This window comes from Vibrio sp. 10N, from assembly GCF_036245475.1.
Classification (GTDB): domain Bacteria; phylum Pseudomonadota; class Gammaproteobacteria; order Enterobacterales; family Vibrionaceae; genus Vibrio.
In genome coordinates, this window is record NZ_BTPM01000002.1 from 148,229 (window position 1) to 162,551 (window position 14,323).

Sequence of the window (14,323 nt, forward strand, 5' to 3'; positions counted from 1 at the left end):
TTCTCCCCCAATAAGACAAATCATAATGAAAAAACAGTGTATCTACCCTTTGTTAGTGCTGATGTCTTCATCAGCTGTGGCATCCACCACTTATTTGGACTTACGCCACGAATATCGAGACCCGTCTGATAGACATCGCAGCCGAGTCATTCTTGGTCATCATTTTGATAACGGCTATGGCATTGAAATGCTGACCAATATTAATCACGGTACCTACGGTGATAGCTTTGGTAGTAACCTGCGTCTATCTAATACTGAGGTGACCAACTACTACACGTACGGTGTGAATGACAACTTCACTTTGAACCCAGGTATTACACTTAACTTCCTAAGTTCAAACACCTTTTACATGCCGTATCTAAAGCTTAACTACAACTTCGATAACGGCTTCTTTATTCACGGTCGATATCGTTATGATTTCTCCAGTGCCGAAGCTCAAAATGCAGCCGGCGAGCAGGAAACCATTAAACGAAATCGTTACGACGTGTGGACAGGATACAGCAATGACAAGTTTACTCTGTCATATGCCTATACCTACTTTGACCAAATCACCAATCATCCGGGCGAACTTGCCAACGGTGAGCAAACGGCTCGCGAACACACGGTGAAGTTTATGTACAAGTACTCAAGCTTCATGCGCCCATATGCGGAAATTGTTGACGCTGATAAGAACATTTATATCCCTGAACCCAACAAAGGCGCGACAGAGTGGCGCTATCGCATTGGTCTGAATTTTGTTTTCTAAGGAAGTAGTCATGAACAAAAAACTCGTCTCTTTATTAATTGCAGGCACACTAACATCAACGGTATGGGCTATGGCACCGAATACAGATCTGAATCTAATGCCTTATCCACAAACAGTGGAGCTAAGACAGGGCGCTGTCGTCATCGACAAAGACTTTAGTATTTACATCAAAGGTTTTAACTCTGAGCGCGTGGAAGCGACCGCAAAACGTTTTGTGAATCGTCTAGAGCGTCAAACGGGTCTTCCAACACTGAACTGGCAAGCAGAAAGTTCTAGTGAAGCGACTTTAGTGATTGATATCGACCAAGCGCCAAAATCGGCAGTGCAAGATATCAATGCTGATGAGTCCTACACGCTGGATGTACAGAACGGTCAAATTGTCCTTAAAGCCAACCGTCCTTATGGTGCGATTCGTGGTATCGAGACTATCCTTCAGCTAGTAAAAACAGACGCCATCGGATACTCAGTACCGGCTATCTATGTAGAAGACGAACCACGTTTTCGCTGGCGTGGGGTCTCTTATGACACATCACGTCACTTTATTGAGATGGAAGTGATTTTGCGTCAGTTGGATGCTATGGCGTCTGCGAAGATGAACGTGTTCCACTGGCATATTTGGGATGACCAAGGCATTCGCATTCAGCTTGATAACTACACTAAGCTGTGGGAAAAAACCACAGATGGTGACTACTACACCAAAGATCAGATTCGCTATGTTGTCGACTACGCGCGTGAGTTGGGTATTCGTGTCGTACCAGAAATCTCGCTACCTGGTCACGCATCAGCGGTTGCACATGCTTATCCTGAGCTGATGTCAGGTTTGGGCGAGCAAAGTTATCCGCAGCAGCGCGAATGGGGCGTATTTGAACCGCTGATGGATCCGACGAACCCAGAGCTGTATACCATGCTGAGCAGCGTGTTTGATGAAGTAGTTGAGCTATTCCCAGATGAGTACTTCCACATCGGTGGTGATGAGCCAAACTACAAACAGTGGCAAGAGAATCCTGAAATTCAGGCGTTTATTAAGGAAAATAACTTAGATGGCGAACGTGGCCTTCAGTCCTACTTGAATGCGAAAGTAGAGAAGATGCTTGAGGATCGCGGCAAGAAGATGACTGGCTGGGATGAGATTTGGCACAAAGACCTACCTAAATCCATCGTTATTCAAAGCTGGCGCGGCCACGACAGTATTGGCCGTGCGGCACAAGAGGGATATCAGGGACTGCTGTCGACTGGTTACTACCTAGACCAACCTCAACCGACCAGCTACCACTACCGCAATGACCCTATGCCTCACGGTATTACCGTTGACGATAAACTGCATGAAGGGGAGCGATTTGTCAGCTACCAATGGGAGAAGCCGCGTACCAAAGGCGGTCCTCGCAAAGGCTTGCTGACGATCATTCAAGCTAAAGATGGCAGTGTTCGTGCCTTTACTGATTACAACGGCAAATCTCGTACTGAAGTTGAAATTATCGAGTACACCCCAGGTGAAAGCTTCAAGGGTCACTTCGATAACTTCATGTCTTACACCGAGTTCAACTTGAAGCTTGCTGGCGACAAGTTGGCAGAGGGCAGCTATCAGCTTATTGGTAACGTGCGTTGGCCGACGACAGGTGAAATTGTTGCATCTTCAGCTCAGCCAGGCTCAGTTATCCCTGAACCGACAGGTGGTTATCCAGCGGAACTTACAGAACAGGAGCAGTCGCTGATTCTTGGTGGTGAGATTACGGTTTGGGCTGAAAACATCAACTCGCAAACGATGGAAAATCGCATTTGGCCACGAAGCTATGCAATTGCAGAGCGTTTCTGGTCATCTGAAGAGCTAACCGATGAAGCAAGCATGTATAAACGTATGCGAGCTATCGATAATTGGTCTGAGATTTCCTTAGGGATGCGCCATCATGCGGACTCTAGAGTGATGATGCAACGCTTAGCTAATGGTGCGGATATCACGCCGTTACTTGCACTAGCACGATACACGGAGCCTGCGCAGTATTATGCTCGTAACTGGGAGAAATGGATTCAAACGGAAAACCATGGCGACCTTTACAATCAGCATGAGCGTTTGAATCGTTTTGCTGATGCCCTTCCGGTTGAGAGCTACGCCGTTTATGAAATGAATGATTTGGTGGAGCAGGTCGAGAAAGGTGACAAGCAAGCATTGATTGCGTTAGAGCAGCACTACCAAACTGTTTTGAACGCTGCAACTGCTGCCGAGCCTGTATTTGCCGCCAACGTGGCGTCTGTCGATACAGTGGCACTGACCAAAGCGACCAAGCAGGTTGCAGAGATTGGCTTGACCTTGGTATCAAGGGCGAAATCTGGTGATAGCGTGAACAAAGCGGATGCACAGGCGTATCAAGCAATGATAAACGAGTCTGCGATTATCATTGATGAAACGATCGTTGCTATCGTTAAGCCGACAGAAATGCTACTGAATACCTTCACTAAGTAACGATTGTTTTAGAGTGACAAGCCAGGTAGTACTTAAGGATATAAATCCAAAGTACTACCTGGCTTTTTTGTTAGAGATAAGAGGTTGAGACGGACATTTTGGCTGACCTGATAACCCCTGCTTATCAGGCTAATAACGACAAGTGAATTCCTTGAAGCACATTGAAACAGTATTCTTTCCCTCGTAGACACAACCACTGCGAGAACCCCGCTATGACAATCACTCAAAACTCTGTTAAATCACTTTTTGCTGTTGCAACCCTAGCTCTCCTTGCTGGTTGCGCTTCACCTGCTTTCGATAAGGACAATGAGAATGCAGCACGTAATAGAGGCGCAGCGGGAGGCGCATTACTTGGTGCCACAATGGGCGTACTGACAGGCGAACCTGAGCTGGCTGTCAAAGGCGCGCTTGCTGGTGGTGTCGCTGGTGGCGTCGCTGGCTCTATGAAAGATTTGGAGGATTCCCGTGAAACCGGCCGTACAGAAACGCTCGCTGAGGGCATTAAACAAGACAATCGTAGTGACGCAGAAAAGCGCGCTGACGAGCTAGAGGCTGAAATTCGAATCCGTGAGTTAGAGCAAAAGTTGGCTGAAATGGAGAAGGCGCAACAAGTGGAGCCTAGCCAAGAAGGCTAATCACATTGTCTAGGCACGCATTAGTTTAGATGTTGAGATAAAGAAAAGGCCGATTGATAAATCAATCGGCCGAAAACAGTGTGAACAAATCGGTTCACTAACAACGTCAGTTGGCTAGGTGACTTCATTGCTGAAGTCATAATGTATAAAGCATGATGTGTGCCAACTTTGCCGAAAGCAATTTACCGACTTTTTGTGCGTCATTACACATAAAAGGTTCGATGTGTTCTTATATTGCAAATGCAAACCGCAATATATTTGCAATATGCAACTTTACTAACACTTCACTCAAGAACCCTTGCCGAATTTTCATTTCAATTTACGTTAAGAATGTGATGCTTTTGTGGCATGCCCTCGTAATCTTGACTAATTTTAGAAGCGGACACTTTAAATTTAAACTCAAAAGCGCATTGAGAATGATTAAAGGTGTCTCACGCCGTCCAAATTTGTCTAGTACGTCTAAACTGAGGAACTCTCACACATGCAGCCAGCTCCTATTCCCGCCGATGATGATTACCGTTTGAAAGTTGTCAGACAGCTTAATATCGACAGTGTGCCAGAGGAGCGTTTTGATCGGGTGACACGATTAGCAAAACGGATGTTTGATGTGGAGATTGCTTTGTTAACCATCGTTGACAGAGACACACAGTGGTTCAAATCCAATGTAGGACTCGCTGCGAATCAAACGGGTCGTGGAGAGTCATTTTGTGGCCATGCTATTTTAGGTGACGAGCCATTCATTATTCACGATGCGTCTATTGATGAGCGTTTTCGCGACAATCCTTTAGTGACGGGTGATCCCAACATCCGCTTTTATGCTGGCGTGCCCATCAAAATAGAGGGCGGTGTCAAGGTCGGTACCTTATGCGTTATCGACAGTAAACCGAGACTGTTTACCGACCAGCAAGTTCACGATCTGATAGATCTCGCGAAGTTAGCCGAATCAGAATTGGTGGCGAACTTAAACTCTACCCTTGATGAGTTAACTCAAATCTCCAATCGACGTGGTTATCGAGTACTGGCCGACAAAGTGATTCAAAAATGTCGCTTTTCAACGGAGCCGTACACAGTAGCCTTGTTTGACCTCAATAACTTCAAAGCCATCAACGATACCTTCGGGCATTCAGTTGGCGACGAGGCACTACGCCAATTTGCCAAATTGTTAAGAGCGAGCTTTAGAGACTCTGACGTGATAGCCAGAGTAGGGGGAGATGAGTTTGTCGTTTTGATGTCCGGAACCACAGGAAACGACTCCAAGTTCCCAATGACACGGTTTAATGACAAAGTCGCGGCGTTCAATCGCAATCATCAAGCAGTTTACGCCTTAGATTACTGCGTTGGCGTTGTTTGTTGCACTCCGCTAGACAATGTTGATCATGATGAACTGCTCGAACTAGCTGACAAAGCGCTTTACTTAAACAAAGCCTCTAAAGGGCAAGGTTAAGCGTGACTCTTTCTGTGAATCGTTGCTTAAAGACAGCTTTCTACAAATGGCCTTTTTGTAAATAGCTTTCTTGCAAATAACTTTCTTGCAAATAGGTAAGAAGCCCATCCAGTGATGAATAATGCAGGTCTGCACCGAAGGTGTCTGGAGTTTGACTTGAGTTGGAAATAAAGCAGCTTAAACAGCCGGCGTTTTGCGCAGTGAGAATGTCGTATTGATGGTCGCCAACATAGAGAACGTTGTGTTGTTCTAGCTGCCACTTGTCCACAAGATGTAGCAGTGCACTAGGATCAGGTTTGGCAGGAAAATCTTCTCTAGTGATAAGCTCTTCTATTGTTAGTGCATGAGCGGTTAACTTCTTTTTCGCTGCCTCACGACAATTTCTGGTGATGATGCCAAATCTTAAGCCTTCGTTTGATAGCCAATCTGTCAGCGAACGTGCGCCTGCCATTAAATCACTGGCCTCGGCATCGTCGAGTTCATGTTTGAGTATGGTCTCAATGCGTTGCTGCCGTTCGGTATCACAAAAGGTTTCATCGACATGGGTCAATAAATCTTTATCAGCAGGGCAAGCGAGTTCTAGTCTTAGCTGCTGAAAGTTGATGTTTGATGTCACCAGTGTGTTGTCTAAATCAAATACTACCGCTTTAATCATTGAAATGAGTCACTCCTTGCTACGTCATGCTTCTGATACGTTTACCTAGAGAGTTTAGACGACTTTATCACTGACTGATTTTGCGTATCGCGATATTTATCCAGAATTCGAACTGCTTCGTGGATATTAACCTCAAGTAGATTTACTAGCGACTGCATCTCCTCTAGCGCAGGCCAAATTTCGCTATCAAGTGAGGTTTGAAGTGATCGCGTTTTTTCTGTTATGCGAGACAGACCAACGGCACTGCATTCGGTATCTAACAGTTTCAAAGTACTTGAAAGCGTTGCTTTGTCTTTGCTTGAGTAGCTAGTGATGAGCGTGGTGAGCGCGTCTTCACTGGTTTGTTTGAATTGTTTTGTTCTATCTTCAGACAGCGGTGACTTTCCGTTGTTAGGACTCACGTTAAGCTCTGCTTCGGTCGTGTTTGATATCGACATCTGAGACAAGTCGTGTCGGATCAACTCGACGACCTTGCTATTGGCTTCATGTTTTGGCGGCATTACCAGCAGATGGCGATACTGTTGTAATGCGTCAATAAAGCTTTCTTTTTGTAGTGGTTTGGTCAGGATATGATTTGCGCCAGCGGCGATAAAATTATCATGTGCTTCTTTAAAGACATCGGCGGTACAACCGAATATGACCGTTTTTGAATGTAGTTCTTCGCGTATGACTCTTGTCGCTTCGATACCATCCATTACCGGCATATGGTTATCCATGATGATCAGATCGTAGTGACCTTGTTTTACTTTTTCTACGGCCTCTTGACCGTTCACCGCAACTTCTACTTTGTGTCCCTGCTTAGTACAGAAGGTTTTTGCAACGAGTGCATTTACCTTGTTGTCTTCTACAAGCAAGATATTGAGTGACTGAGCGAGGGCTTGATCATCAAGCGAAACATGCGCTTTCTGTTGTTTTTTCACGGCTTCAGCGGGGCTAAGCTGCATGGTAACAACAAACTCACTTCCAACGCCGGGTTCGCTCGTTACGTTTGCGTCACCATTCATGATGTTGGCCAGTTTTTTAACGATGGCCAGCCCAAGTCCCGTGCCGCCAAACTTACGTGTTGTCGACGCTTCGGCTTGAGTAAAGGGATCGAAGATAGTGATTAGCCTTTCTGAAGGAATGCCGACGCCAGTATCTTTTACAGAAATAGTTAGGGTTTCGTCCTTACCGTTTTCTGTGGGAGTGCTGCTAAGCGTGAGGGTCACTTTTCCATCACGGGTAAACTTCACCGCATTGCCGAGTAGATTGAAAATAACTTGGCGAATGCGGGATTTGTCCCCCCGATAGCATTTACCACTTTCGAGCTGGTTGTCGAGAACAAACTCGACGCCTTTTTCTGTACAGATAGAAGAGTAGGTTGTGACGATGGGCGAACAGAGATCGCTGATAGCAAAATCAATGGCCTCAAGCTCAAGCTTGCCTTCTTCAATTTTTGAGATATCGAGAATATCGTTTAGCAACGAAAGTAAGTGATTGCCAGACTCAAGCAGAATGTTGAGCTGCTCTTTATGCTGAGTTTCGGTGACTGAAGACTCTAGAATTTGTGCCATTCCAAGAATGCCGTTAAGCGGCGTGCGCAGTTCGTGGCTCATGGTCGCAAGAAAAGTGGACTTTGCTTTGTTAGAAGCATCTGCATTATCAACCGCAAGTCGTAAGTCCCGCTCTAGGTTTTTTCGAACACTGCTATCACGTTCTACGGCAATGAACTGCTCGACCTCTTGTTGGTAGTTTCTGATGGGCGTTATTGCGATGTCTATCCAATACGGTGTCCCATCTTTGTGATAGTTAATCAATTCGGACTGAACAGGCTCACCTTTTCTAAGATGTGCTGCTATGTTAGCAACTTCTTGCTGTGACGTTTCTTTCCCTTGCAAGAAACTACCGGGCTTAAGTCCGATGACGTCTTTTACTTGGTAGCCTGAGAGTCTCTCGAATGCGGTATTTGCCCAAGTAATAAAACCGTTTTTATCTGTGATGATAATGGCGTCGCTTGCGTGCTCCACCACTAGGGCTAAATGAGAACGTTCTTTTTCTTTAGTGAAAAGCTCATGATTGAGCTTGGCTTCGCGATATTGTTGTATCCATTGACGCCAGTAGATATATCCGCCAAGAAACACAAACAGCATAACGCCTGAAAAAATGACGTGTCCTTGCAGGTTGGATGTTCTCGTCATCCAATAGGTGTTGACGTCATTGAGTAAGGTGTGAATTTCACTGCCGAGAAGCGCTTGCTTCTCTTGGTCTATTTCATTTTTGACTCGGGTATTGAGTCGAATGTAGCTGTCGATTGCGAGGATAGTGTTGCTGGTATGAGCATCAGTGGTCAGTGCTTGACGAGCTATTTGATTGTCGAAGTATTGATAGAGTTTGAGTTTGTCGGAATCGGAAGTTGATGCTGATAGCAGTCCTCGCTGTAGCTCCTTTAGCGTACTACCGGAGTATTCAAAGGATACCTTAGCGCTTAGTAGGCGTTCTAACCTTTGGGTGAAACCGAGTACTTGGTTCTTGATATGACGTCCAAACTGCACGCCCTGCTCAGGTATCGGGCTGATAAAAAATAGGTAACCTTGTTGGTTCTGCAGCAGGTTGTCGTAAAGGCTCCCTGCTTCGAGTTCTATGGCAACCAACTCATTAGAGAAATTGTCATAGGTCTGTTCATTGTTGTAGTCAAAGGTGTAGATGTCCTCAAGGGACTGAGTAATTTGATGGGATAGGGCGAGATACGCTTGCTGATAGGTGTCACTAACCCGACTGTGAGATACACTGATCACTAGCCATAGTGCTGATAATACAATAGCCATTTGATAGAGCGTTTCGACACGCTTTTTGGTGAGTATTCGTCGATTCATGGTATTAGCTCCTCGAGTACGGGAGGTGGCGGTGCAGAGAGAGCGTTGAGAAACGCTTTTAATTCGAGAATCGTGCTCGGTTCGAGCTCTCGGCCTAGTTGAACGTAGGCCATCGTAACGATCGCGGCTTCTAAGGTCTCAGCTCGTCCATCATGAAAGTAGGGGGCTGTGTTAGCCACGTTTCGCAGACTAGGAACACGAAAGACCCCTATATCAGACTCTAATCCGGTGACGTTGTAGCGGCCAAGATCAGACTCTTGCTCTTTGGTGCTGTTTAAGTTGCCAAACTTTTGAAATAGATTGCCTCCAATATTCCTACCTTGGTGACAAGCAATACAGCCTAGCGTTTTAAATTTCAGCCAGCCATTCTTTGCGGCTTGTGTCATTGCTGTCTCATTTCCATTCAAAAAAAGGTCGAATGGGGCGTCTGGTGTATCGAGAGCCACCATGAAGCCTCTCAAAGACTCTTTGATGGTCGCTTCATCAATCGTACCGTTAAAATGAGTATTGAACTGCTGTTTATAGGTGGGAACAGACGCAACATAGCGCGTGACTTTTTGCCAGTTCGTATTCATCTCTAACGGGTTATGGATGGGGCCATCCATTTGAGTTTCTAAACTAGATGCTCTTCCGTCCCAGAAAAAACGCGAATTGTGCGATACGTTGAACACTGTAGGAGAGTTCCTAGCTCCAAGGCCTTGCACCCCTAAAGAGACCTGCCTATTTTCTGCGCCATTATCGAAAATATGATGGCAGGACTCACAACTAACCCGATTATTTGAAGACACGTTAGGGTCGAGAAATATCTGCATCCCTAACTTTGCGATGCTGAGCTCCCGGTTGGTAAGTGTTGGTTTAGGGATCGGCTGAATGAGTTGGGAGCTTATATTTTTGAGACTGATAGTGCTTTCTGAACGGGCATCATTCACCGGCTTTTTCGGTGCCGAAAAACTAAAAAATAGGTATGTTGTCAATGTGATAAGAGCACCAAGAGCGACCAACCACCTTATAACTACAATGTTCATAATATGTATCATTCATATTGATTCTACGTATCATTATGGGATACTTATTTGCTGTTTCAATTTAAGATAAAAAAACGAAAAAAATAATGAACTTGTCGCTAATTGATGGTCATAACAAGAGTTTTTTTATTCCATAAGCTTTAATTGACATAAGGCATTAATGTGTGCGTTATAGTTTTGTGTAAGGTTTGTTGCTTTTTGCTACGCTTAATGTAACTTGTGAAATAGTGTGTGTTGGATCTCGTTAACCAAATAGTGTGTTGGTTTTTATAAATTTTTATTGGGTGGTTGTTATGAAAACTCATTTACGTGCTCTAACTCTGGCAGCGGCAATTGGCGTTGCATTGACTGGTTGCAGTCCAGAGCCAGAACAAACAGTTGAAGCTCCAGTGGTTAGGCCGGTTAAGACCGTAGTCATCGGCTTGGAAAACCAAAACATGATCCGCGAATTTCCAGCGCGAGTTCTTGCATCGGATCGTGCAGATATGGCATTTCGAGTTTCGGGCAAAGTGAACAGTATTCCGGTTAAGGAAGGCGATAATGTTAAGAAAGGGACGGTACTTGCGACGTTGGATGACACCAACTTCAAGCTGGCCGTTCGTGATACGCGTGCGACATTGCAACGTACTCAAGCTGACTTTAAACGTGCTCAAGAGTTAATCAAAGATAATTTCATTTCTCAAAAAGATTTCGAACAGTTACGTGCTAATTTAACGCGTGCCAAAGCGGCTTACGATAAAGCAAACACAGAGCTAGGTTATACCAAACTTCTTGCTCCTTTTGATGGCTTTGTTGCTCAACGTGATATTCAAAACTTTGAGAACGTTGAAGCGAAGCAAGTGGTGTTCACTTTTCAAAATCTAAATACGCTGGAACTTAAATTTAACGTTCCAGAGAAGTTGGTTCGTCAAATTCGAGACGAGCAAGCGGAAGATCCAGTAGAAATTCCAGTCTTTGCTTATTTTGACACTGCACGTGAAAAGCCATACCCAGTCACTGTTACTGAGGTTTCTTCTAAAGCTGACTCAGACACTCAAACGTTTGAAGTGACCGTGTCTATGGCTGCGCCAACGGATCAAAACATCCTACCTGGTATGACTGGTTATGTGACGGCAGATTTCTCTAAGCTGCAAGAAACGTCGGGTTCTATTCAAGTCCCGGCAACGGCTGTAGTGAGCGATAACGCGCACAATGCGACAGTTTGGGTGGTTCAAGAAGACAATACGGTAGCGCCTAAATCTGTTGAAGTTTCAACTATGTCTGGCGATAGCATTACCATCCTTTCTGGTCTTGAAATGGGTGAACGCATTGTGACTGTTGGTGTTCCATTCCTGATTGAAGGTATGGAAGTGAGCCTGATGCCAGAGATCGATCAAGCGCAATAACCCACTGTGACTCAGCAAGAAGAGAAGTTATATGAATTTAGGTGAGTATTCAGTAAAGAATAAAGTCAACAGCTGGCTATTAGTGCTGCTGATGACGATAGGCGGTGTTTTAGCATACTTTGAAATGGGTAAACTCGAAGACCCGGCATTCACAATCAAAGAAGCGAAAATCATCACTGCCTATCCAGGTGCGTCGCCACAAGAAGTGTACGACGAAGTGACTTATCACATCGAAGATGCCGTACGTCTTCTTGGACAGGTTAAACGCATCAAGCGCTCGGTGACACGTGAAGGTCTATCTGACATCACGATTGAGTTTAAAGATGAGTACAGCTCTGCCGAGATGCCAGGGATCTACGATGAACTGCGTCGTAAAATCGCGGACAACAAGCATAAGTTGCCTCCAGGTGCAGGTGAACCACAAATTGTCGATGACTTTGCCGATGTTTACGGTGGCTTTTTGGCGCTAAACGGTGAAGGGTATACCTTCCGTGAGCTTAAAGATGTCGCTGACAACCTGAAGAAGCAGCTTGTGTTGGTCCCAGGTGTTCGTAAAGTCTCAATTGATGGCGACCAAAAAGAAGTTGTGTACGTGCAAATGTCGCGCAGCAAGATGGCCGAGCTTGGCATCGATATGGCGACGATTGAGAACCTACTTCAGTCTCAAAACTTGGTGTCAGATTCAGGTCGATTCCGTGTCGGTCCAGAGTACATTCGTATTGAACCGACAGGCTCATTTAAGCATGTAAGTGAAATCGAAGATCTGCTGATTTCTAGTAATGATAAGAAGCTGATCCGTCTTGGTGATGTTGCGAAAGTTACTCGTGAATACAGCGATGAACCAACGAAGCTAATTTACTTCAATGGTAAGCCATCATTAACCGTTGGCATCTCGATGCTAAGTGGACGTAATGTGGTGGAAGTAGGCGGTCTTATTGAAGACAAGCTTGCAAGCCTAGAGAACCAAATTCCTCTTGGTATGAACCTAGATATCATCTACAACCAGCCTAACGAAGTTGACCAGTCAGTGGCAGGCTTTGTGACCAATACGGTTGAAGCTTTGATTATCGTTGTGGTGGTTCTGCTTGCGTTTATGGGATTGCGAGTAGGCCTTATCATTGGTGCTGTATTGATGATTACTGTAGCCGGCACATTAGCATTAATGCACTTATACGGTATTGAACTACAACGTATTTCTCTTGGTGCTCTGATTATTGCCCTCGGTATGCTGGTGGATAATGCCATCGTAGTCGCCGAAGGTATGATGATACGGATCAAGCGTGGCATGCCTGCGATGAAAGCGGCTGGAGAGGTTGTTGGTGCGAATGGTTGGGCGCTTCTAGGTGGTACAGCGGTAGGTATTTTGGCGTTTGCGGCGATTGGTATGTCGCAAAGTAATACTGGTGAGTTCACGCGTTCGTTGTTCTACGTTATCTTGATTTCCCTGTCTTTGAGCTGGGTGACCGCAGTGTCAACGACACCACTATTGTGTGCGTTACTGCTGAAGAAAGAAGATAAGAAAGAAGGCGAAGAAGAGAAAGACCCGTACGCGGGTGCAGGCTTTGTGATCTACAAAGGCATTCTGCAATTTGCACTTAAACAGCGCATGTTGACCATTGGCGTGATTCTCGCGATGTTTGTTTCTGCAGTTTGGGGCTTTGGCTTTGTTAAGAACGCCTTCTTCCCGAATGCGAATACACCAATGTTCTTTGTGGACATCTGGGAAGTTGAAGGCACGGACATTCGTCAAACTCGTGACGACACCCTAAAAGTGGCTGAGTTTATTCGTGGTCAAGAGGGCGTAGAGTGGACAGCCAGCTTTATTGGCGGCGGTGCTTCACGTTTCTCTTTGGTGTATACGCCGCAAGATGCGACCAAAGCGTACGGTCAAATCATTATCCGAACGGAAAACCGTGACGTTATTGCGCCGTTGCAAGCTAAAATTGATAAGTTCATGACCGAGAACATCGAGAGCATTGAACCTAAGATCAAAGGCTTACGTATCGGCCCTGGACGTGACTCTAAGATTGAAGCGCGTTTTGCTGGCCCAGATCCGGAAGTACTGCGCGATCTTTCATCACAAGCTGAAGCCATCATGCACGCTGACCCAGGTGCGAAAGAAGTGCGTAATGACTGGCGTCAACCAGTTAAGCTTATTAAGCCAATTTTCAACGAACAGGTTGCACGTCAGCTGGGTGTCACTCGCACCGAGTTAACAGCATCACTAAGAGCGGCAAGTGAAGGGAGCCAAGTAGGTATCTACCGTGATGGTGTACGTTTGCTTCCGATCTATTTCCGAGCCGATGCAAGTGAGCGACAAGATGTGTCTCAGCTAATGGATGCCCAAGTATATAGCCCTGTGCTAGAGCGCACTGTACCTATTGCACAGGTTGTCGTTGGTTTCGAAACGGTTTGGGAAGACGCAATGATTCGTGGACGTGACCGTCTCACGACTATTATTGCTTCAGCAAACCCAACAGGTGAACTTGCTGCACCACTGTTTGAGCGCTTGAAGCCACAAATTGAAGCGATTGAACTGCCGCCTGGTTATACCATGGACTGGGGTGGTGAGTACGAAGACTCTGCGGAAGCACAAGGTGCTTTGTTTAGCGCAATCCCAGTGTCGTTCATTATGATGATCATCGTTGTTGTGTTGCTGTTTGGTAAAGTGCGTCAGCCACTGATCATCTGGATCACGGTTCCGTTAGCAATTATCGGTATTACCGCTGGTCTGTTACTACTGGATGGTGCGTTTGACTTTATGGCTCTCCTAGGGGCACTCAGCTTGATTGGTCTACTCATCAAGAACGCGATAGTGCTATTGGAAGAGATTGATATGCAAGCGGAAGAAAAACCGATCTACGATGCAATCATTGATTCTTCGATTTCACGTATGAGACCCGTTATGTTGGCGGCGTGTACCACAATCCTAGGTATGATCCCGCTACTGAGTGACGTATTCTTCGTGAACATGTCTATCACTGTTATGTTTGGTCTAGGTTTTGCGACCGTTCTGACATTGGTGTTTATCCCAGTGATGTACGCAATACTATTCAAAGCGAAAAACCCAAGCTAATCATTGGTAAAAACAAAAACCCAGGTGCTTATCACCTGGGTTTTTTTA

General features: G+C 45.5%; 9 protein-coding genes. 6 read left to right on the top strand and 3 right to left on the bottom strand.

The window, feature by feature from the left end; all coding sequences use genetic code 11:
• Nucleotides 1-25: 25 nt before the first annotated feature.
• The 4 genes from AAA946_RS16985 to AAA946_RS17000 all read left to right on the top strand — a co-directional run bounded on the left by AAA946_RS16985 (nt 26) and on the right by AAA946_RS17000 (nt 5,282).
• Entirely contained in the window at nt 26-745 is a 720-nt protein-coding gene (locus AAA946_RS16985; protein WP_338165979.1) for an oligogalacturonate-specific porin KdgM family protein, read from the top strand.
• A 10-nt stretch (nt 746-755) separates the two neighbouring features.
• The gene (locus AAA946_RS16990; protein WP_338165980.1) at nt 756-3,203 is read left to right on the top strand and encodes a family 20 glycosylhydrolase; all 2,448 of its coding nucleotides are present in this window, start codon (nt 756-758) and stop codon (nt 3,201-3,203) included.
• 212 nt (nt 3,204-3,415) lie between these two features.
• Nucleotides 3,416-3,838 carry a glycine zipper domain-containing protein gene (locus AAA946_RS16995; protein ID WP_338165981.1) on the top strand — a complete coding sequence of 141 codons (423 nt, stop codon included), beginning with the start codon at nt 3,416-3,418 and terminating at the stop codon, nt 3,836-3,838.
• Nucleotides 3,839-4,319: 481 nt separating this feature from the next.
• Nucleotides 4,320-5,282 (top strand): sensor domain-containing diguanylate cyclase, encoded by a 963-nt coding sequence (locus AAA946_RS17000; protein ID WP_338165982.1) that lies wholly within the window; start codon nt 4,320-4,322, stop codon nt 5,280-5,282.
• 40 nt (nt 5,283-5,322) lie between these two features.
• Here the strand turns inward: AAA946_RS17000 and AAA946_RS17005 are convergent, their stop codons facing one another.
• Genes AAA946_RS17005 through AAA946_RS17015 form a run of 3 tightly spaced genes read right to left on the bottom strand, consistent with a single transcriptional unit; the run spans nt 5,323 to nt 9,826 of the window.
• Nucleotides 5,323-5,937: an HAD family hydrolase gene (locus AAA946_RS17005; RefSeq protein ID WP_338165983.1), complete on the bottom strand. Its 615-nt coding sequence runs from the start codon at nt 5,935-5,937 to the stop codon at nt 5,323-5,325.
• Between the two features lie 41 nt (nt 5,938-5,978).
• Nucleotides 5,979-8,789, bottom strand: coding sequence for a PAS domain-containing hybrid sensor histidine kinase/response regulator (locus AAA946_RS17010; RefSeq protein ID WP_338165984.1), 2,811 nt, complete (start codon nt 8,787-8,789; stop codon nt 5,979-5,981).
• Nucleotides 8,786-9,826 carry a cytochrome-c peroxidase gene (locus tag AAA946_RS17015; protein ID WP_338165985.1) on the bottom strand — a complete coding sequence of 347 codons (1,041 nt, stop codon included), beginning with the start codon at nt 9,824-9,826 and terminating at the stop codon, nt 8,786-8,788. The genes AAA946_RS17010 and AAA946_RS17015 overlap by 4 nt, the downstream gene beginning before the upstream one ends.
• 281 nt (nt 9,827-10,107) lie before the next feature.
• Between AAA946_RS17015 and AAA946_RS17020 the strand changes: the two genes are divergently transcribed.
• Together AAA946_RS17020 and AAA946_RS17025 are read left to right on the top strand one after the other, a co-directional pair.
• Entirely contained in the window at nt 10,108-11,199 is a 1,092-nt protein-coding gene (locus tag AAA946_RS17020; RefSeq protein WP_338165986.1) for an efflux RND transporter periplasmic adaptor subunit, read from the top strand.
• A gap of 31 nt (nt 11,200-11,230) precedes the next feature.
• Nucleotides 11,231-14,275 (top strand): efflux RND transporter permease subunit, encoded by a 3,045-nt coding sequence (locus tag AAA946_RS17025; RefSeq protein WP_338165987.1) that lies wholly within the window; start codon nt 11,231-11,233, stop codon nt 14,273-14,275.
• Nucleotides 14,276-14,323: the final 48 nt, after the last annotated feature.